This is a genomic window from Staphylococcus sp. FSL W8-0056, assembly GCF_037963075.1.
Taxonomy (GTDB): Bacteria; Bacillota; Bacilli; order Staphylococcales; family Staphylococcaceae; genus Staphylococcus; species Staphylococcus aureus.
In genome coordinates, this window is record NZ_CP150142.1 from 542161 (window position 1) to 560831 (window position 18671).

The following is an 18671-nucleotide window of genomic DNA, read 5'->3' on the forward strand; positions in this document are numbered from 1 at the left end:
TGGGGCCCCTGACTAGAATTGAAAAAAGCTTGTTACAAGCGCATTTTCGTTCAGTCAACTACTGCCAATATAACTTCGTAGAGCATAGAACATTGATTTATGTCCCAGCCTGTTTTCATAAGCCACAGCTAATGTGTATTTAAAAATAGGAATACATGAGTAAAACTCATGCATAAGAAATACTAATTTCTAAAGAAAAAGTATTTCTTTATGTTGGGCCCCCCCAACTTGCACATTATTGTAAGCTGACTTTCCGCCAGCTTCTGTGTTGGGGCCCCGCCAACTTGCACATTATTGTAAGCTGACTTACCATCAGCTTCTGTGTTGGGGCCCCGCTATAATTGAAAAGTTTGTTATAGGTGTATTTTCTTTTGGTTAACTATTGTTAATATAACATTGTAGATTTTAGGATGTTGATTTTTGACTTAGCCTTTGTCTGCTTATGTTAAATGTTCCAGCTAGTCAAACATTGAGTTTGTAATTATTATATTAAGCTAGTTTAAATTTTTTGTGATTTATGTTTTATTCATACCAATTTTGTGAAATGATACAGTGACAGATGTTTATTGATTTTAAAGGGTGATGATGATGGCTATTGTAAATAAAGTGATAATTGTTGAAGGAAAATCTGATAAAAAAAGGGTGCAACAGGTTATTGCAGAACCAGTCAATATTATTTGTACTCATGGAACAATGAGTATAGATAAGCTTGATGATATGATAGAATCACTGTATGATAAACAAGTTTTTGTATTAGCCGATTCTGATGACGAAGGAGATCGAATTAGAAATTGGTTTAAACGTTATTTGAGTGAAAGTGAACATATATTTATTGATAAAACTTACTGTCAAGTTGCGAATTGCCCCAAACAATATTTGGCGCATGTACTTTCAAAACATGGCTTTACTTGTAAGAAAGAAACACCTCTTTTACCGAATATAAATAATGAAAGGTTAGTTTTAGTAAATGAATAATTCATTAGACATCAAAGATGTAACTACATTTTATGAGGAAGACAAACATTTAATCTTTGGTTATACACCAACGTGTGGTACTTGTAAGGTTTCAGAAAGAATGTTAGACATTGCTAATGAAATATTGCAGTTACCATTATTGAAAATAGATTTAAACTTTTATCCTCAGTTTTGTAAAGATATGCAAATCATGTCTACGCCGATTTTATTGTTGATGAATAAAGATAAAGAAGTAAAACGAATTTATGCATTTAAATCGGTGACTGATTTGTTAGAAAATTTAAAATAGTTATTGACGAAATTTTACTAAGGTGTTAGGATTAATACAAATTAAATGATGCGTAAACTCTTATCGAGAGTGGTGGAGGGATGTGCCCTACGAAGCCCGGCAACCGTCTTATATAGAAATGGTGCCAATTCACATAAAGTTTTAACTTTTGAAGATGAGAGAAACAATACTACTATTGCTTTCTCAATTTTTCTATCGATATTGAGAAAGCATTTTTTATTTTATTAAGCAACACAGGGAGGAATCAACGTGATTGAATTAAAAGAAGTTGTTAAAGAATATCGGACTAAAAATAAAGAAGTCCTTGCTGTAGATCACGTTAATTTATCGATTCGAGCAGGATCGATTTATGGCGTCATTGGTTTTTCTGGAGCAGGAAAAAGTACTTTGATTCGAATGTTTAATCATTTAGAAGCGCCTACATCAGGTGAAGTTATTATAGATGGAGACCATATAGGTCAATTGTCCAAAAATGGATTAAGAGCAAAAAGACAAAAAGTAAGTATGATCTTCCAACATTTTAATTTGTTATGGTCAAGGACTGTGTTAAAAAATATTATGTTTCCGCTTGAAATTGCAGGTGTCCCTAGAAGGAGAGCTAAGCAAAAAGCATTAGAACTTGTCGAACTCGTCGGTTTAAAAGGTAGAGAAAAGGCTTATCCATCAGAGTTATCAGGTGGACAAAAGCAACGTGTTGGGATTGCACGAGCGTTAGCTAATGATCCAACGGTCTTGCTTTGTGATGAGGCAACAAGTGCACTTGATCCGCAAACAACAGATGAAATTTTAGATCTACTACTAAAAATTAGAGAACAACAAAATTTAACAATTGTACTAATTACGCATGAAATGCATGTCATTCGTCGTATTTGTGATGAAGTTGCAGTTATGGAAAGTGGTAAAGTGATAGAACATGGACCGGTGACACAGGTTTTTGAAAATCCGCAACACACTGTGACAAAACGATTTGTGAAAGAAGATTTAAATGATGATTTCGAAACATCTTTAACAGAATTAGAGCCATTAGAAAAAGATGCTTATATCGTTAGATTAGTTTTCGCTGGTTCAACAACAACCGAGCCTATTGTATCGAGTCTATCAACTGCCTATGATATTAAAATTAATATTTTAGAAGCAAATATTAAAAATACAAAAAATGGAACAGTCGGCTTTTTAGTTCTGCATATTCCATATATTTCAAGTGTAGATTTCGGAAAATTCGAAAAAGAGTTAATTGAGCGACAAGTTAAAATGGAGGTGTTAAGACATGGGTAAATCATTTAGTGAAATTATAAATGAAATGATTACAATGCCTAATATTCAGTGGCCAGAAGTTTGGACTGCAATAGTCGAAACACTATACATGACAGTCGTCTCAACTATATTTGCATTTATACTCGGTCTTATTTTAGGTGTGTTATTATTCTTGTCTGCTAAAGGTAAGTCTATCGGTGCAAGGTTATTTTATTCTATCGTTTCTTTCATTGTTAACTTATTTAGAGCGATACCATTTATTATTTTAATTTTATTATTAATTCCATTTACAAGTTTGATACTTGGAACGATAAGTGGTCCGACAGGTGCGTTACCAGCCTTGATTATTGGCGCAGCACCGTTTTATGCAAGGCTCGTAGAAATTGCTTTTAAAGAAATTGATAAAGGTGTCATCGAAGCGGCCTGGTCAATGGGTGCCAATACTTGGATAGTAATTCGTAAAGTCCTCTTACCTGAAGCCATGCCAGCGCTAGTGTCTGGCATTACAGTTACAGCAATCGCTTTAGTTGGTTCAACAGCAGTTGCAGGTGTAATTGGTGCCGGTGGTTTAGGAAATTTAGCATACTTAACAGGTTTCACTCGAAATCAAAATGATGTCATTTTAGTATCAACTGTTTTTATTTTAATTATTGTATTTATAATCCAATTCATTGGGGATTGGCTTACAAATAAACTTGATAAACGATAAATTGGGGGGTTCATTTTATGAAAAAATTATTTGGTCTTATTTTAGTATTAACATTTGCAGTTGTATTAGCAGCTTGCGGTAATGGAAACAAAAGTGGCAGTGACGATAAGAAAATAACAGTAGGTGCTTCACCAGCACCACATGCTGAAATTTTAGAAAAAGCAAAACCATTATTAGAGAAAAAAGGTTATGACCTAGATATTAAAACAATTAACGATTACACTACGCCTAATAAATTACTAGATAAAGGTGAAATTGACGCAAACTATTTCCAACATACACCATATTTAAACACAGAGAAAAAGGATAAAGGTTACAAAATCGTAAGTGCCGGTGATGTTCACTTAGAACCTATGGCTGTATACTCTAAAAAGTATAAAAGTTTAAAAGAATTACCAAAAGGTGCGACAGTTTATGTGTCTAATAATCCAGCTGAACAAGGACGCTTCTTAAAATTCTTCGTTGATGCAGGTTTAATTAAGATCAAAAAAGGCGTAAAAATTGAAGATGCTAAGTTTAGTGATATTACAGAGAATAAAAAAGATATTAAGTTTAATAATAAACAATCAGCAGAATTCTTACCTAAAATTTATCAAAATGAAGACGCTGATGCTGTTATCATTAATTCAAACTTTGCAATCGAACAAAAACTAAATCCTAAAAAAGATTCTATTGCTGTAGAAAGTGCGAAAGATAATCCTTATGCAAACTTAATTGCTGTTAAAGAAGGACATCAAGATGATAAGAAAATCAAAGCATTAATTGAAGTATTACAATCTAAAGATATTCAAGACTTCATTAATGAAAAATACAACGGTGCAGTTATTCCTGCTAAATAAATCATATTAATGGCTCAGTAACGTGATGTTGCTGGGCTTTTTAATTTAAACAGGTATTTATATGATATTTAGGAATGAGATGCTATTACGGATAAAGTAAAATCCTATATGCATGCGTGCTACTCATTTATTCTTATTTTTAATTTCACATGGATAGTGACTACTACATCATAAATCATTAGTGATTCTTTATTATTTCAGTCCCACTCCCTCAAGTTAATGATGAATCTATTTCGCTAGTTATAAAATGACGTCAAATCAATATCAAAAATTATTTAAGTAAAATGTTTAGATAATTTTTCAGTGGGTAAGTATTATATATAACATTTAATTATTCCGAGGAGGCATTTATTATGGCAGACGAAAGTAAATTTGAACAAGCAAAAGGTAATGTTAAAGAAACAGTAGGTAATGTTACTGATAATAAAAATTTAGAAAACGAAGGTAAAGAAGATAAAGCTTCTGGTAAAGCGAAAGAATTCGTTGAAAATGCAAAAGAAAAAGCAACTGATTTTATTGATAAAGTAAAAGGTAACAAAGGCGAGTAATTTTACTTTTTTATTCCTAATACACTGCACATGCCACTTAGTCGGTATAACCATCGGCTAGGTGGTTTTTGTATTAAAAAAGTGGATACCAAAATTTATTAATAATTATTTTAATGTTAGAAAAAAACTAAATAAAAACTCGCTAATGATATCCAATAATATGTATACAAAACGAGACATATATTGCATATGATTAACGAGATACTGAATATATTTTATCACCCCTAAAATGATTATTCATTTTCAGCGGTAATTCGACCTAAAGTCAAACTTACAATAAAACCGATGATAAATACTACTAATGAAACGAACCACATCACGATATTAGTTGGTAAACCTGGAAATACTGCAAAGAGGGAGCCAACAACAAAACCAATGATTAATGCAAAAGTCATTAGTTTATGATGTGTTAGGAAATACTGGATAATTTTGCTTGAAATAATGAATCCAGCAAGCACCCCAAATCCGACTGCAAGTAGTATAGGAAGACCGGTAAAGTTAAGTTTAACAACTTCAGATATTGCTAGCATGACCGTACCATAGACGCCAAATACTAATAACATAAATGATCCTGAAATACCTGGGAGTAACATAGCGCTAGATGCACACATACCTGCAATAAAGTATTTAATAATAAGACCAGTTGATAGAGTAAGCGTTTCTCCAGCATGTTTATCACCATTATTCATTAATGTAATAACAATTAAGATAGCGATACCAGCTATAACCATCATGTAATGTTTAGTTGTAAATGACGTTTTATAGTTAGAAATTTTCAATAAATATGGAACGATACCAATGATTAATCCACCAAAGAAAAACATAGTTGGAATATGGTGTTGGCTTAATAAATAATTAAAAAGATTACTTAGTGATCCCATTGCCAGTAACATTCCAATTATAATGGGGATTAAAAATGTAAAACTTGGCCAAAAACGTCGTGAGAATATGCCGCTAATTGAAGCGATAAATTGATTGTAAATACCTAACAATAATGCGATAGTCCCACCGCTAACACCAGGTACCAAGTCACTCGTTCCCATAGCAAAACCTTTTAGAATATTAATCCATTTAAATTGTTGCATGAATAACTCCTTTCAAACGATTGGAATAAAATCATAAATAGCATCATACCATATTACAAATGTCCTAGTGAAATGATAACATATTTTAAATTCATAAAATCCATTGAGAAATTATGTGCACTTATTATCATTTATATTTTTAAAGAGAGCGGATTAGAGTTGTACTTTAGAGTTATTAAAAATAATAAAAAGGGTTTAAGTTGTTTATATTAAGGTATAAGTAAGTTATAATTAACTGAACGCATTATTACAAAGTCTTTTTGACTACAAATTAAAATTATTATAAACTAGTTAAGAAAACTTTATATTTTACGGAGGGAATATAAAATGGCATCAACATTAGAAATCAAAGACCTACATGTGTCTATTGAGGATAAAGAAATCTTAAAAGGTGTTAACTTGACAATTAACACTGATGAAATACATGCGATTATGGGACCAAACGGGACAGGTAAATCAACTTTATCATCTGCAATTATGGGACACCCAAGCTATGAAGTAACTAAAGGAGAAGTACTTTTAGACGGTGTAAATATTTTAGAATTAGAAGTTGATGAAAGAGCAAAAGCAGGATTATTCTTGGCAATGCAATATCCATCAGAAATTACAGGTGTTACAAATGCTGATTTCATGCGTTCAGCAATCAATGCGAAACGTGAAGAAGGACAAGAAATCAACTTAATGCAATTTATTAAGAAATTAGATAAAAACATGGATTTTCTAGACATAGATAAAGACATGGCACAACGTTATTTAAATGAAGGTTTCTCAGGTGGAGAGAAGAAACGTAACGAAATCTTACAATTAATGATGTTAGAACCTAAGTTTGCAATCTTAGATGAAATCGATTCAGGGTTAGACATCGATGCATTAAAAGTTGTATCTAAAGGTATTAACCAAATGCGTGGGGAAAACTTTGGTGCATTAATGATTACACACTATCAACGATTATTAAATTACATTACTCCTGATAAAGTACATGTAATGTATGCTGGTAAAGTCGTTAAATCTGGTGGTCCAGAATTAGCAAAACGTCTTGAAGAAGAAGGATATGAATGGGTTAAAGAAGAGTTCGGTTCAGCTGAATAATCTTATTAATACAGTATCCATGAGATGTTCATCTATATATGATGAAAATGAACATTTATACGAAATAGTAAATTTCATCAAGTAGGAGGAAAAAGTTATGACAACTGATATTTTGAACATTTCTGAAGAACAACTTGTTGATTATTCTAAAGCCCACAATGAACCTTCTTGGATGACAGAATTACGTAAAAAAGCTTTGAAATTAACAGAAACTTTAGAAATGCCAAAACCTGATAAAACAAAATTAAGAAAATGGGATTTTGATTCTTTTAAACAACACGATGTAAAAGGTGATGTTTATCAATCTTTATCACAATTACCTGAGTCAGTAAGAGAAATTATTGACGTAGATCATTCTAAAAACTTAGTAATTCAACATAATAATACGATTGCGTACACACAAGTTGATGATAATGCATCGAAAGATGGCGTTATCGTTGAAGGTTTAGCAGACGCTCTTATGAACCATAGTGATTTAGTACAAAAGCACTTTATGAAAGATGCAGTAACAGTAGATGAACATCGTATCACAGCGCTACACACGGCATTAGTTAATGGTGGCGTATTTGTTTATGTTCCTAAAAATGTAGTTGTAGAACATCCAGTACAATACGTTGTGTTGCACGACGACAAAAATGCAAGCTTTTATAACCATGTTATCATCGTTACTGAAGAAAGCGCCGAAGTCACATATGTTGAAAATTACTTATCAAATGCATCTGGTGAAGGAAATCAATTAAATATTATTTCTGAAGTGATTGCTGGTGCAAATTCAAATATCACATATGGCTCAGTGGACTATATGGATAAAGGCTTTACAGGTCATATCATTCGACGTGGTATTACTGAAGCGGATGCCTCAATTAATTGGGCACTAGGTTTAATGAATGAGGGTAGCCAAATTATTGATAATACAACAAATTTATTTGGTGATCGTTCAACAAGTTCACTTAAATCAGTAGTTGTAGGTACAGGAGAACAAAAAATTAATCTAACATCTAAAATCGTACAATATGGTAAAGAAACAGATGGTTATATCCTTAAACATGGTGTTATGAAAGAACATGCATCATCTGTATTTAATGGTATCGGCTACATTAAGCATGGTGGAACTAAATCAATTGCTAATCAGGAATCACGTGTATTAATGTTATCTGAACATGCTCGTGGTGACGCGAATCCTATTTTATTAATTGATGAAGATGATGTACAAGCTGGTCATGCTGCATCAGTAGGTCGTGTTGATCCAGATCAACTTTACTATTTAATGAGTCGTGGTATTTCTCAAAGAGAAGCGGAACGTCTTGTTATACATGGTTTCTTAGATCCAGTAGTACGTGAATTACCTATCGAAGACGTTAAACGTCAATTGAGAGAAGTAATTGAACGCAAAGTTTCTAAATAATATTTTAAAAATAAAAGTTTGTAATAGATATAGACTGTCGATATTGGTATAAGACTAATACAACGTCAGTATTTAAATGATTAGGATTTTTATTTAAGAAAGGTCGTGAATGAAGTGGCCGAACACTCATTTGACGTTAATGAAGTAATCAAGGATTTTCCGATATTAGATCAAAAAGTCAATGGCAAACGTTTAGCATATCTTGATTCAACAGCGACAAGTCAAACGCCTATGCAAGTGTTAAATGTTTTAGAGGATTACTACAAGCGTTATAATTCAAACGTTCATCGTGGTGTTCATACATTAGGATCATTGGCAACTGATGGTTATGAAAATGCCCGTGAAACCGTTCGTCGTTTTATTAATGCGAAGTATTTTGAAGAAATCATTTTCACACGCGGAACAACTGCGTCGATTAACCTTGTAGCACATAGCTATGGTGATGCAAATGTTGAAGAGGGCGATGAAATTGTTGTCACTGAAATGGAGCATCATGCCAATATTGTTCCTTGGCAACAGTTAGCAAAGCGTAAAAATGCGACATTGAAATTTATACCAATGACAGCTGACGGTGAATTAAACATCGAAGATATTAAGCAAACGATTAATGATAAAACAAAGATCGTTGCTATTGCACATATTTCTAATGTACTCGGTACAATTAATGATGTTAAAACCATTGCAGAAATAGCTCATCAACATGGCGCAATTATCAGTGTTGATGGGGCGCAAGCAGCACCACATATGAAACTTGATATGCAAGAAATGAATGCTGATTTTTATAGTTTTAGTGGTCATAAAATGCTTGGACCAACAGGTATTGGCGTATTATTTGGTAAACGTGAGTTACTACAAAAAATGGAACCGATTGAGTTCGGTGGTGACATGATTGATTTTGTAAGTAAGTATGATGCAACATGGGCTGATTTACCTACTAAATTTGAGGCGGGTACTCCATTAATTGCTCAAGCAATTGGGCTTGCAGAAGCTATTCGCTATTTAGAACGCATAGGTTTTGATGCAATTCATAAATATGAACAAGAATTAACGATATATGCTTATGAGCAAATGTCTGCAATTGAAGGAATTGAAATTTATGGCCCGCCTAAGGATCGTCGTGCAGGTGTAATAACGTTTAATTTACAAGATGTACATCCACACGATGTTGCTACAGCCGTAGATACAGAAGGTGTAGCGGTTAGAGCTGGGCATCATTGTGCGCAACCGTTAATGAAATGGTTAAATGTGTCTTCAACAGCTAGAGCGAGTTTTTATATATACAACACGAAAGAAGACATTGATCAGTTAATAAATGCCTTGAAACAAACGAAGGAGTTTTTCTCTTATGAATTTTAATAATCTAGATCAATTATATAGATCTGTCATTATGGATCATTATAAAAATCCTAGAAATAAAGGTGTATTAGATAACGGGTCTATGACAGTAGATATGAATAACCCGACATGCGGTGACCGTATACGACTAACATTTGATATAGAAGACGGCATTATAAAAGATGCTAAGTTTGAAGGTGAAGGTTGTTCGATTTCAATGGCAAGTGCATCGATGATGACACAAGCTGTTAAAGGTCATTCACTTGGAGAAGCAATGCAAATGAGCCAAGAATTTACGAAAATGATGCTTGGTGAAGACTATGTGATTACAGAAGAAATGGGAGATATTGAAGCATTGCAAGGTGTATCTCAATTCCCAGCTCGTATTAAATGTGCCACATTAGCTTGGAAAGCATTGGAAAAAGGTACTGTTGCTAAAGAAGGTAAAGCAGAAGGTACGACTGAAGAAGAATAGAATGCTGTTAATCATAGATGATTTTGATATTAGACATATAAAAGTATAAAAATTTTTATAAGATGTCATGTCATTGTTATAATATGGTTTACATCATGAATTAAAAACTTACGCACGCCGTTGTAAATATATTTTTAAGGAGTGATTGAAATGGCTAAAAAAGCACCTGATGTTGGGGATTATAAATATGGATTCCACGACGATGATGTATCCATTTTCAGATCAGAACGTGGTTTAACTGAGAATATCGTTAGAGAAATTTCTAACATGAAAAATGAGCCGGAATGGATGTTAGATTTCCGTCTTAAATCATTAAAATTGTTTTATAAAATGCCAATGCCTCAATGGGGTGGCGACTTATCAGAATTGAATTTCGATGACATTACTTACTATGTAAAGCCTTCAGAACAAGCTGAACGTTCATGGGATGAAGTGCCAGAAGAAATTAAAAGAACTTTCGATAAATTAGGAATTCCTGAAGCTGAACAAAAATATTTAGCTGGTGTTTCTGCTCAATATGAATCTGAAGTTGTTTACCATAATATGGAAAAAGAACTTGAAGAAAAAGGTATTATCTTTAAAGATACAGATAGTGCTTTACAAGAAAATGAAGAATTATTCAAAAAATACTTTGCTTCTGTAGTACCTGCAGCAGATAACAAATTTGCGGCGTTAAACTCAGCAGTATGGTCAGGTGGTTCGTTCATTTATGTACCTAAAAATATCAAACTAGATACGCCACTACAAGCTTATTTCCGTATTAACTCTGAGAACATGGGTCAATTTGAACGTACATTAATCATTGCTGATGAAGGTGCTTCTGTACATTACGTAGAAGGTTGTACTGCACCAGTTTATACAACTAGTTCTTTACACTCTGCTGTTGTGGAAATCATTGTGCATAAAGATGCGCACGTTCGTTATACTACGATTCAAAACTGGGCGAACAATGTATACAATTTAGTTACAAAACGTACTTTTGTTTATGAAAACGGAAATATGGAATGGGTAGATGGTAACTTAGGTTCTAAGTTAACGATGAAATATCCAAACTGTGTTCTTTTAGGTGAAGGTGCAAAAGGTAGTACATTATCTATTGCATTTGCTGGTAAAGGACAAGTTCAAGATGCCGGTGCTAAAATGATTCATAAAGCGCCAAATACATCTTCAACGATTGTTTCTAAATCTATTTCTAAAAATGGTGGTAAAGTTATTTATCGCGGTATTGTTCATTTTGGACGTAAAGCAAAAGGTGCTCGTTCAAATATTGAATGTGATACATTAATCTTAGATAACGAATCAACATCAGATACAATTCCATATAACGAAGTATTCAACGATCAAATATCATTAGAACATGAAGCCAAGGTTTCAAAAGTTTCTGAAGAACAATTATTTTATCTAATGAGTCGTGGTATTTCTGAAGAAGAAGCGACAGAAATGATTGTTATGGGATTCATCGAACCATTTACAAAAGAACTTCCAATGGAATACGCGGTCGAAATGAACCGTTTAATCAAGTTCGAAATGGAAGGTAGTATTGGATAGCTTTAAACCGCGTTGTTAAGCCATTCTTAACTTCCGAAAATGGCTATTGATACCATTTTGATACCATTTACTTGTCAAAAATGGCTATTGCATCGTGTTTTTTCTGAGTGTATAAATGGCTGTAAGTGCCCATCGTTTCAGTGATTTGAGCATGTCTCATGAGTGACTGTAAAACGAAAATATCTACACCATTATTTGCAAGATAAGATGCATAAGAATGTCTTAACGCGTGAATGTTATAATGGGGGAAAGCTTTTTGAAATTTCTTTTGAACATGACTGTAATGTTTGGGAGCCATTCCTCCGAAAATAAAATAACTACGTTCATCAAAATATTTGTTTAACTCTTTTTCACGTTGGTGTCGTTCAGTTAACATTGTATTGATGAATTTAGGTAAAGGAACAATATCCTCTGAACTATCTGTTTTTGGTCTCGGATATATAGTTCTATTAGAGATGTCCATTGTTTTATTTATGGATATCTCTTTTTTATATTTATTGTAGTCTGTCCAAACAAGCGCCATAGCTTCGCCAATCCTTAAACCTGTATAAAACATTAATGTAAATAACTCTCTGTAATCTTGATCTTCAATGTCTTTGATTCTTTCTTCAAATTCTTCACGCATCATAAACTTAGGTTTTGGCTTTACACGCGGAATAGGTTTAATTGATATTGTTGGATCTGTACGTAATCCAAAGTATTTTTTAGCATAATTAATTACAACTTTAAAACCTGACCAAATTGTACGAGCAGAATTTGTTGATGCTACATTCTCTATTAGATATTTACGAAACTCTTGGCATTGATTTTGTGTTATCTTATTCATTTTTATGTGCCCGAACTTAGCTTTAAAGTGTTTATGATATTCATTTTGTTTGCGTCGTTTTGTTTTAGGTCTCAAATCGCTATTTTCTAAATAGTGATGAAAAACATAATCAAATGTTTTCGAATCACTATATCCTTCGTTTACGTCATTCAAAAAAATAGCCTCTGCTCTCTTAGCTTCACGCTTAGTTGAAAAACCGCGTTGCATCTTACGTTTGTTATTACCGTATACATCTTTATATCTAATGGAAAAATACCATTTACCTGTATTATCATTCTTATATACTGGCATTTTGCTTCTCCCTCCTCAAAATTGGCAAAAAAATAATAAGGGTAGGCGAGCTACCCGAAATTTAGTACTAGGTACTAAATGTGATATAATAAAATAAAAAGTAGGTGATGAAATGTGCGTAAAGTTTACTGACGCAGAAATAGCTTATATAAAAGAATCAGTTGAAAATTATAGTAGTGAATTTGATATTTATGACGATGAACAAGAACTTAAATTAAAAATTTATGAACAAATTATGTTAAAAATAGAGTCCGAATACAAGGATATCTATTTATTCCGTCTTATTAATTGATTTACTGTATTCGGTTAATATTCTTTCGTTTTCATCAACGATGTCCTTTAGTGTGTTTAAAAGGAAGTCGCAATCACCTTTGGCTACTGCACCGGCTTGTGAATGGTTGATTATATTTCTCATACTATAAGCAATTTCTACCCGTTTTTTGGTTCTATAATTCACTTTACCCTCTTTAGTTAATTCTCCTAATAATTTGGTGTACATAGTTGAATCGGTGTCTTTATGTTTGATTTTATTCACTTTTTTTAATTTGATTAAAAACGTCTCTATAGCAACAGCAAAGGTTGCTGCAGCTGGCAAATACAACTCCCTTTTATAAGCTTGTAATCCTTGTTCTATTTGATAAGAAAAAGTTATATCATCAACAATCTTTTTCATGCTATTTAAATCTAAGTGGTTGAACGGTTGTATTTCATCATGTGCTTTGTTTATCAATTTCTCTTTCGACTTCGATATCAATGTATTGTAATGATCGTTAGCTAATCGTTTGCCATAATTAAAAAATAAATCTAAATTGTTTTGTATTATTACAGTCCCGATATATTTTCCGTAGTAAATAGACGTGTAATAAATGTAGTTATTAAAATCTAATAATCCGGATTGTTCTTCTACATACTTTTTAGAATCATATATGTATGAAGTAAAGTGTTTAGACAAATGTTTGATATCAGTATTACGAAAATTATATATTTCTTTTAATTTACTGTCATTTGAGATAACAACGATGCAAGGTTCTTCAAAAAAAGATTGATTTAGATAAAATATCGAAATCTTGTAATCGTCTTTTCTCATGAATGGGAAGGCTTCCGGATTACTACTAAACTGATAAATGTATCTGTTTTCAACTACATATTTGTAACCTTCTAAAAAATTACGCAAGTATTCTTTTAAAGTTTTATTCTCTTCCATCCCTCATCCTCCTCACGCCACACAAGCGCTATTAATCAATATCCAATAATTGTTGTTTTTTCTTATCGAACTCTTCCTGAGAAATTACTCCGACATCTAATAATTCTTTATATTTTATTAATTCATCAGCAACAGAAAAACTCATTTTTTCAGAATTGGATGGTTTCATAGAACTTTCTCGAATAGAGATTTGTTCTTGTATTGTTTCCGCCATTCTAGATACAGTGTTTTTTGATATGCTTCCTATAGCGATACTTGATGAACCGTGATGTATAATTATTTCGCCAAAAAGAAGTCCTTTTTTATACGAAACAGAATTGATTTTCTCGAATGGAAATTCATGAAATTTCAAACCATATATCATACCTTTATCTAAGAATAACAATCTTAGATCAGTACATACTATTAAGTAGGTATTATTATTGTACAATCCCGAAGTTACATACATTATGCTTTCATTATCTTTTAAAATCATAGGTAGTTCTTTCACTTCTTTTTTTGTACCAAACAAATCCTCTACACCTATTTCGCTAAATCTTTGGTAGATTTTAGATAAGTTTTCGTCAGATTTATTGATTTCACTTTCAAATTTCACTTCTTTTCTAGGTTTACTTTGGTATTCTTTTAAAATTTCTCTTTTGTCTTCAACAGATAGTTGCTTGTATTGTTTCTTTTCTTCTTTTGTTTTAGTTGCTAAATATTGACTCTCAATCATACTTTCTTTGAACGTTAATCTGCTCTTAGGTAATTCTTTCATGTTCATTTCTCCTTTATTTTTTGATTGTTAAATCGTTAGATCATAAGCATATTTAAATTCATTTATAAAATCAGATTTGCTTTCCATTTTCTCTTCTAAAAAACTTAAGTAGTTTTCTGCGTGGTAATTTTCGTTATTTGACATATAGTCGTTTAACCCATTGTGTATATGTCTTCTGATTACTTTTACCGCTATATGGATCGCTTGAAAACTCATTTGATACTTGTACGAAATTTGCTCAATATTAAAGTTGTTTATATATTTGTATCTTATATGTAAAGGAAACAATAAACATGAAGCAAATGAGTTTGCTTCATATTCTTCAGCAATCCTTCTATAATAATCTTTATATGTGAATGTTTTATTTAAATTAACTCCAGTATGTCCCATTATAAAATGACCATATTCATGAGCTAAAGTAAATCTTAGACGATTCATAGGCAGTAAATCGTTATAAACTATAATCGCTTTGTCTCCTTTTCTAATATGAAACGCTTCTTCTGAACCGAAAATAGAAGGTATTTTAAAATATAAAGTGCCAGTATTCTGAGAAAATTCAGAGAAAGTCACTAATTTAATACGTTTATCTTTTGAGATAATTTCAAATATATCTAAAGGAAAAGATAAGTTATATAGACCATTTGTGATCTCGTAAACTGCTTTCGCAGATTTAAAAAAAGATTTTTCATAATTTAATTTCAATTAAAAAGCCCCTTTGTTACTTAGTTAAATCATCCCAATCATCAAACATTGCTTCTAATATAGTCAAAGCTTTTTGCCTTTGTGCCTCCGTCATATTTTCTGTAGCTCGATGCATAATAAGAATATCTTCACTTTTATCTTCTCCGGAGTACTCATCTTTTTCTCTACCTAATAAGTAATCAACTGATACATCGAAGTGATCGGCAATTTTTTGCACCTTATCAATGCCTGGTTTGGTTTTCTCCCATCTTCTGATTTGTCCGTTTGAAAACCCTAAAGTTCTCTCTAATTCAGCAAAAGTCATACCTTTTGAATTGCACAAATTACGGATTCTTTGTACTAGATTCATAAATTTCTCCTATCACAGATTAACTTTTTCGCTATTTTTGTTGACAATTAGCATAAAAGTTAATATACTGTATTTAAGCTTTAAATTTAGCTTACTAAACACATAACAATTATTCGTTGGGGAACGAGTATTCAATACCTTTATGACAGGCATTACGAATTGTTATAGGTTTATTAAACTATGCTTAAATATTAGCATAAAAGTTATTGGTGTTCAACAGATAATTTATTTGCTTAGAAAAAATGTTATAGGAGGTGCTAATATGTCGACAACAGATTTCGGCTTGAAAGTGAGAACGGAATTATTAAAACGCAACATGACAAACAAGCAACTTGCGGAAATGCTAGAAATTTCAAGTGCTTACTTATCGGATATTTTACGTGGACGTAGAGATGCTTTTGAACAAAAGAAACGTATTGCGAAAATTTTAGAAATTAAAGAAGAGGTGAAGAGTTAATGAATGAAATTAAAACTTTCAGTAACGACATGTTTTCAATCTTAATCAAACAAGATAATGAAAATAATTTATTCGATTTAGAAACTGTCGCAAAAAGTTTGGGGTTCACTCAGTTTAAAAACGGCAAACAATATATTCGTTGGGAAACTATCAATAAATATTTAGGTAAATATCTTTCCCAAGAAGTTGGGAAAGGCGATTTCATACCAGAACCAATGGTATATAAGTTGGCTTTCAAAGCAGGTAATGCTGTAGCAGAAAAATTTCAAGATTGGTTGGCGATGGAAGTCCTACCAGCTATTCGCAAACACGGTATCTACGCAACAGACAATGTAATTGAACAAACATTAAAAGATCCAGACTACATCATTACAGTGTTGACTGAGTATAAGAAAGAAAAAGAGCAAAACTTACTTTTACAACAAGAAATCGGAGAGCTAAAACCCAAAGCAGATTATGTTGATGAAATCTTAAAATCAACTGGCACATTAGCTACAACTCAAATCGCGGCAGACTACGGTATATCAGCACAAAAGTTAAACAAACTACTACACGAAGCTAGATTACAACGAAAAGTAAATAAACAGTGGGTACTTTACTCAGAACACATGGGCAAGAGTTACACAGAATCAGACACTATAGCAATTGTACGCTCTGACGGTAGAGAAGACACAGTTTTACAAACTAGATGGACACAAAAAGGCAGATTGAAAATACATGAAATCATGACTGAATTCGGTTATGAAGCTAACGTAACTGCTTAACAGGAGGGCGCAGCAAATGCAAGCTCAAAACAAAAAAGTCATTTATTACTACTATGACGAAGCCGGTAATAGACGACTATTATCAATTGGTAATTTAGATACCTATTTATTAGCAGATATCAAATCAAGATTTGGTTTATATAAAAAGGCAATCCCTGATTTAGATAATCTATACATTCAAATAGATGGTATCGAATTTAAATTATATTAAATTTTTGGAAATGCAAAGGAGGCACAACAAATGTTACAAAAATTTAGAATCTCGAAAGAAAAAAATAAATTAAAACTCAAATTACTAAAGCATGCTAGTTACTGTTTGGAAACAAGTAACAACCCTGAACTGTTGCGAGCAGTTGCAGAGTTGCTTATAAAGATAAATCGATAAATAGCGAAGGAGTTGATTTTTTATGAATTCGGAACTAATTCTTGCAGGTGGTACTTTAGGATTAATTTTTGTGACGGTAATTGAGACTTATAAAAGTCGATCCTCTTTAAAGGAGAAAGTAATTGTGTCGATAGCTGCGGTAATTTCAGTTCTTCTGATAATTTCTCTGATTCTTCTAACGATTTAATAATTATCAGGTGAGAATAATAATTTAAAAATCGACTTAAAACTTCTCTGGCTTGTACATCTTTTTCATAATCATGTTCGAAAAATTTAAGTGCTAGATTGTATTTCTTCCAATAGTTAACTATATCGGGAGGTACATAACTAAAGTTTTTAATGATTATTTCAGAAATCTTATCTTTGCGGTGATAAGAGTAAAAACTCATGAAGTCTAATAAATCGGTAGAAGGCAACTCATAACAAGCTTTTAGAATCTCGGAGTAAAAATTATCATAGGTCTCTTTTTTGATTTGTTCTTCGAATTTTTCATTAGCCGTTTTTGTAGCAAGCCACCAAGAAAAAATTACCGCTATTAGAGGTATTGACATTTTTAAAAGTTCTAATAAACATTCCATAATTATCACTTCCTTTCACTAGGAGATAACTAAATTATACACAACACAAAAATAAAAAGGAGGAAAAGATATGATGAAAAATAGTTTGCAAGCTAAAGAACTTGCGGTAATTTTATCTGTTTCTAAATCCAAAGCAGGACAAATAATAAGAGAACTGAATAAAGAGCTTGAAGACGAAGGGTACATTGCGATACGAGGCAGAATACCCGTCCAATTAGCTAGGAAAAAATTCCCTTATCACGACTTATCAGACCAGAGAATAATAGAGGAGTTGAAGAAAGTAAATGAGTAAAACTTATAAAAGCTATCTATTAGCAGTATTGTGCTTCACAGTCTTAGCGATTGTGCTTATGCCATTGCTGTACTTCACTACAGCATGGTCAATTGCGGGATTCGCAAGTATCGCAACATTCATATTTTATAAAGAATACTTTTATGAAGAATAAAAAAACTGCTACTTGCGCCAACAAGTAACAGTATCAAGCACTTAAGAAAAATTTCAAGTTAAATATAAAATGAAAAACGGAGGAAGTCAAGATGTATTACGAAATAGGCGAAATCATACGCAAAAATATTCATGTTAACGGATTCGATTTTAAGCTATTCATTTTAAAAGGTCATATGGGCATATCAATACAAGTTAAAGATATGAACAACGTACCAATTAAACATGCTTATGTCGTAGATGAGAATGACTTAGATATGGCATCAGACTTATTCAACCAAGCAATAGATGAATGGATTGAAGAGAACACAGACGAACAGGACAGACTAATTAACTTAGTCATGAAATGGTAGGAGGTCGCT

At 32.3% G+C, this 18671-nt stretch carries 26 protein-coding genes and 1 riboswitch; of the genes, 19 read left to right on the forward strand and 7 right to left on the reverse strand.

The window, feature by feature from the left end; all coding sequences use genetic code 11:
• Nucleotides 1-588: 588 nt before the first annotated feature.
• The 6 genes from NSS86_RS02740 (at nt 589) to NSS86_RS02765 (ending at nt 4614) form a co-directional block, all read left to right on the forward strand.
• Nucleotides 589-975 carry a toprim domain-containing protein gene (locus tag NSS86_RS02740; protein WP_001018962.1) on the forward strand — a complete coding sequence of 129 codons (387 nt, stop codon included), beginning with the start codon at nt 589-591 and terminating at the stop codon, nt 973-975.
• On the forward strand, nt 968-1264 hold the full coding sequence (locus NSS86_RS02745; protein ID WP_001065801.1) for a thioredoxin family protein: 297 nt from the start codon (nt 968-970) through the stop codon (nt 1262-1264). Before NSS86_RS02740 ends, NSS86_RS02745 begins: the two co-directional genes overlap by 8 nt.
• 57 nt (nt 1265-1321) lie before the next feature.
• Nucleotides 1322-1425, forward strand: a riboswitch (SAM riboswitch).
• Nucleotides 1426-1513: 88 nt separating this feature from the next.
• Complete coding sequence (locus NSS86_RS02750) at nt 1514-2539, forward strand: methionine ABC transporter ATP-binding protein (RefSeq protein WP_000571213.1); 1026 nt, start codon at nt 1514-1516, stop codon at nt 2537-2539.
• The gene (locus tag NSS86_RS02755; protein ID WP_000520231.1) at nt 2532-3227 is read left to right on the forward strand and encodes a methionine ABC transporter permease; all 696 of its coding nucleotides are present in this window, start codon (nt 2532-2534) and stop codon (nt 3225-3227) included. The genes NSS86_RS02750 and NSS86_RS02755 overlap by 8 nt, the downstream gene beginning before the upstream one ends.
• Nucleotides 3228-3244: 17 nt before the next feature.
• On the forward strand, nt 3245-4066 hold the full coding sequence (locus NSS86_RS02760; RefSeq protein ID WP_000732324.1) for a MetQ/NlpA family ABC transporter substrate-binding protein: 822 nt from the start codon (nt 3245-3247) through the stop codon (nt 4064-4066).
• Nucleotides 4067-4419: 353 nt separating this feature from the next.
• The gene (locus tag NSS86_RS02765) at nt 4420-4614 is read left to right on the forward strand and encodes a CsbD family protein (RefSeq protein WP_000752917.1); all 195 of its coding nucleotides are present in this window, start codon (nt 4420-4422) and stop codon (nt 4612-4614) included.
• Nucleotides 4615-4847: 233 nt separating this feature from the next.
• On the opposite strand, the gene NSS86_RS02770 is transcribed toward NSS86_RS02765, so the two are convergent.
• Nucleotides 4848-5699: a DUF368 domain-containing protein gene (locus tag NSS86_RS02770; protein ID WP_001183854.1), complete on the reverse strand. Its 852-nt coding sequence runs from the start codon at nt 5697-5699 to the stop codon at nt 4848-4850.
• 327 nt (nt 5700-6026) lie between these two features.
• On the opposite strand from NSS86_RS02770, the gene sufC reads away from it, so the two are divergent.
• From sufC to sufB, 5 genes are all read left to right on the forward strand, one after another.
• Nucleotides 6027-6788, forward strand: a complete 762-nt coding sequence (gene sufC, locus NSS86_RS02775) for a Fe-S cluster assembly ATPase SufC (RefSeq protein WP_000168845.1) — start codon at nt 6027-6029, stop codon at nt 6786-6788.
• 97 nt (nt 6789-6885) lie between these two features.
• Nucleotides 6886-8193, forward strand: coding sequence for a Fe-S cluster assembly protein SufD (gene sufD, locus NSS86_RS02780; protein WP_000205567.1), 1308 nt, complete (start codon nt 6886-6888; stop codon nt 8191-8193).
• 105 nt (nt 8194-8298) lie between these two features.
• The gene (locus NSS86_RS02785; RefSeq protein WP_001006450.1) at nt 8299-9549 is read left to right on the forward strand and encodes a cysteine desulfurase; all 1251 of its coding nucleotides are present in this window, start codon (nt 8299-8301) and stop codon (nt 9547-9549) included.
• Nucleotides 9539-10003 (forward strand): Fe-S cluster assembly sulfur transfer protein SufU, encoded by a 465-nt coding sequence (sufU, locus tag NSS86_RS02790; protein ID WP_001010508.1) that lies wholly within the window; start codon nt 9539-9541, stop codon nt 10001-10003. The genes NSS86_RS02785 and sufU overlap by 11 nt, the downstream gene beginning before the upstream one ends.
• 150 nt (nt 10004-10153) lie before the next feature.
• Complete coding sequence (gene sufB, locus NSS86_RS02795) at nt 10154-11551, forward strand: Fe-S cluster assembly protein SufB (protein WP_001074405.1); 1398 nt, start codon at nt 10154-10156, stop codon at nt 11549-11551.
• Between the two features lie 67 nt (nt 11552-11618).
• Here the strand turns inward: sufB and NSS86_RS02800 are convergent, their stop codons facing one another.
• A complete protein-coding gene (locus NSS86_RS02800; RefSeq protein ID WP_031768651.1) occupies nt 11619-12668 on the reverse strand; it encodes a tyrosine-type recombinase/integrase in 1050 nt (349 codons plus the stop codon).
• A 112-nt stretch (nt 12669-12780) separates the two neighbouring features.
• On the opposite strand from NSS86_RS02800, the gene NSS86_RS02805 reads away from it, so the two are divergent.
• The gene (locus NSS86_RS02805) at nt 12781-12960 is read left to right on the forward strand and encodes a hypothetical protein (protein ID WP_000337826.1); all 180 of its coding nucleotides are present in this window, start codon (nt 12781-12783) and stop codon (nt 12958-12960) included.
• Here the strand turns inward: NSS86_RS02805 and NSS86_RS02810 are convergent.
• Genes NSS86_RS02810 through NSS86_RS02825 form a run of 4 tightly spaced genes read right to left on the reverse strand, consistent with a single transcriptional unit; the run spans nt 12940 to nt 15680 of the window.
• On the reverse strand, nt 12940-13872 hold the full coding sequence (locus tag NSS86_RS02810) for a hypothetical protein (protein ID WP_000392186.1): 933 nt from the start codon (nt 13870-13872) through the stop codon (nt 12940-12942). The genes NSS86_RS02805 and NSS86_RS02810 overlap by 21 nt on opposite strands.
• Nucleotides 13873-13903: 31 nt before the next feature.
• Nucleotides 13904-14629: a PH domain-containing protein gene (locus NSS86_RS02815; RefSeq protein WP_031768652.1), complete on the reverse strand. Its 726-nt coding sequence runs from the start codon at nt 14627-14629 to the stop codon at nt 13904-13906.
• Between the two features lie 27 nt (nt 14630-14656).
• Nucleotides 14657-15331: an ImmA/IrrE family metallo-endopeptidase gene (locus NSS86_RS02820; RefSeq protein ID WP_000775187.1), complete on the reverse strand. Its 675-nt coding sequence runs from the start codon at nt 15329-15331 to the stop codon at nt 14657-14659.
• A gap of 16 nt (nt 15332-15347) precedes the next feature.
• Nucleotides 15348-15680, reverse strand: coding sequence for a helix-turn-helix transcriptional regulator (locus tag NSS86_RS02825; RefSeq protein ID WP_001055143.1), 333 nt, complete (start codon nt 15678-15680; stop codon nt 15348-15350).
• A 262-nt stretch (nt 15681-15942) separates the two neighbouring features.
• Here NSS86_RS02825 and NSS86_RS02830 point away from each other — a divergent pair, with 262 nt between their 5' ends.
• From NSS86_RS02830 to NSS86_RS02845, 4 genes are read left to right on the forward strand one after another with little or no spacing between them, the layout of a single operon-like run.
• Entirely contained in the window at nt 15943-16137 is a 195-nt protein-coding gene (locus tag NSS86_RS02830) for a helix-turn-helix transcriptional regulator (protein ID WP_000108122.1), read from the forward strand.
• Entirely contained in the window at nt 16137-16901 is a 765-nt protein-coding gene (locus NSS86_RS02835) for a phage antirepressor Ant (RefSeq protein ID WP_001002759.1), read from the forward strand. The genes NSS86_RS02830 and NSS86_RS02835 overlap by 1 nt, the downstream gene beginning before the upstream one ends.
• 16 nt (nt 16902-16917) lie before the next feature.
• A complete protein-coding gene (locus NSS86_RS02840) occupies nt 16918-17112 on the forward strand; it encodes a hypothetical protein (protein ID WP_001148854.1) in 195 nt (64 codons plus the stop codon).
• A 30-nt stretch (nt 17113-17142) separates the two neighbouring features.
• A complete protein-coding gene (locus tag NSS86_RS02845) occupies nt 17143-17286 on the forward strand; it encodes a hypothetical protein (RefSeq protein WP_000939503.1) in 144 nt (47 codons plus the stop codon).
• A gap of 20 nt (nt 17287-17306) precedes the next feature.
• Here NSS86_RS02845 and NSS86_RS02850 read toward each other — a convergent pair whose 3' ends face one another.
• Nucleotides 17307-17864, reverse strand: coding sequence for a hypothetical protein (locus tag NSS86_RS02850; RefSeq protein WP_000388992.1), 558 nt, complete (start codon nt 17862-17864; stop codon nt 17307-17309).
• A 70-nt stretch (nt 17865-17934) separates the two neighbouring features.
• Here NSS86_RS02850 and NSS86_RS02855 point away from each other — a divergent pair, with 70 nt between their 5' ends.
• From NSS86_RS02855 to NSS86_RS02865, 3 genes are all read left to right on the forward strand, one after another.
• Nucleotides 17935-18156 carry a hypothetical protein gene (locus tag NSS86_RS02855; protein WP_000977380.1) on the forward strand — a complete coding sequence of 74 codons (222 nt, stop codon included), beginning with the start codon at nt 17935-17937 and terminating at the stop codon, nt 18154-18156.
• Nucleotides 18149-18310 carry a DUF1270 family protein gene (locus tag NSS86_RS02860; RefSeq protein ID WP_000048126.1) on the forward strand — a complete coding sequence of 54 codons (162 nt, stop codon included), beginning with the start codon at nt 18149-18151 and terminating at the stop codon, nt 18308-18310. The genes NSS86_RS02855 and NSS86_RS02860 overlap by 8 nt, the downstream gene beginning before the upstream one ends.
• Before the next feature lie 91 nt (nt 18311-18401).
• Entirely contained in the window at nt 18402-18662 is a 261-nt protein-coding gene (locus NSS86_RS02865) for a DUF1108 family protein (protein ID WP_000291089.1), read from the forward strand.
• The last annotated feature ends 9 nt before the right edge of the window (nt 18663-18671 follow it).

Coding starts and splice junctions, on each gene's coding strand:
- NSS86_RS02740 (WP_001018962.1), top strand. CDS start 589: ATGGCTATTGTAAATAAAGTGATAATTGTTGAAGGAAAATCTGATAAA.
- NSS86_RS02745 (WP_001065801.1), top strand. CDS start 968: ATGAATAATTCATTAGACATCAAAGATGTAACTACATTTTATGAGGAA.
- NSS86_RS02755 (WP_000520231.1), top strand. CDS start 2,532: ATGGGTAAATCATTTAGTGAAATTATAAATGAAATGATTACAATGCCT.
- NSS86_RS02760 (WP_000732324.1), top strand. CDS start 3,245: ATGAAAAAATTATTTGGTCTTATTTTAGTATTAACATTTGCAGTTGTA.
- NSS86_RS02765 (WP_000752917.1), top strand. CDS start 4,420: ATGGCAGACGAAAGTAAATTTGAACAAGCAAAAGGTAATGTTAAAGAA.
- NSS86_RS02770 (WP_001183854.1), bottom strand. CDS start 5,699: ATGCAACAATTTAAATGGATTAATATTCTAAAAGGTTTTGCTATGGGA.
- sufC (WP_000168845.1), top strand. CDS start 6,027: ATGGCATCAACATTAGAAATCAAAGACCTACATGTGTCTATTGAGGAT.
- sufD (WP_000205567.1), top strand. CDS start 6,886: ATGACAACTGATATTTTGAACATTTCTGAAGAACAACTTGTTGATTAT.
- sufU (WP_001010508.1), top strand. CDS start 9,539: ATGAATTTTAATAATCTAGATCAATTATATAGATCTGTCATTATGGAT.
- sufB (WP_001074405.1), top strand. CDS start 10,154: ATGGCTAAAAAAGCACCTGATGTTGGGGATTATAAATATGGATTCCAC.
- NSS86_RS02800 (WP_031768651.1), bottom strand. CDS start 12,668: ATGCCAGTATATAAGAATGATAATACAGGTAAATGGTATTTTTCCATT.
- NSS86_RS02805 (WP_000337826.1), top strand. CDS start 12,781: ATGTGCGTAAAGTTTACTGACGCAGAAATAGCTTATATAAAAGAATCA.
- NSS86_RS02810 (WP_000392186.1), bottom strand. CDS start 13,872: ATGGAAGAGAATAAAACTTTAAAAGAATACTTGCGTAATTTTTTAGAA.
- NSS86_RS02815 (WP_031768652.1), bottom strand. CDS start 14,629: ATGAAAGAATTACCTAAGAGCAGATTAACGTTCAAAGAAAGTATGATT.
- NSS86_RS02825 (WP_001055143.1), bottom strand. CDS start 15,680: ATGAATCTAGTACAAAGAATCCGTAATTTGTGCAATTCAAAAGGTATG.
- NSS86_RS02830 (WP_000108122.1), top strand. CDS start 15,943: ATGTCGACAACAGATTTCGGCTTGAAAGTGAGAACGGAATTATTAAAA.
- NSS86_RS02835 (WP_001002759.1), top strand. CDS start 16,137: ATGAATGAAATTAAAACTTTCAGTAACGACATGTTTTCAATCTTAATC.
- NSS86_RS02840 (WP_001148854.1), top strand. CDS start 16,918: ATGCAAGCTCAAAACAAAAAAGTCATTTATTACTACTATGACGAAGCC.
- NSS86_RS02845 (WP_000939503.1), top strand. CDS start 17,143: ATGTTACAAAAATTTAGAATCTCGAAAGAAAAAAATAAATTAAAACTC.
- NSS86_RS02850 (WP_000388992.1), bottom strand. CDS start 17,864: ATGGAATGTTTATTAGAACTTTTAAAAATGTCAATACCTCTAATAGCG.
- NSS86_RS02855 (WP_000977380.1), top strand. CDS start 17,935: ATGATGAAAAATAGTTTGCAAGCTAAAGAACTTGCGGTAATTTTATCT.
- NSS86_RS02860 (WP_000048126.1), top strand. CDS start 18,149: ATGAGTAAAACTTATAAAAGCTATCTATTAGCAGTATTGTGCTTCACA.
- NSS86_RS02865 (WP_000291089.1), top strand. CDS start 18,402: ATGTATTACGAAATAGGCGAAATCATACGCAAAAATATTCATGTTAAC.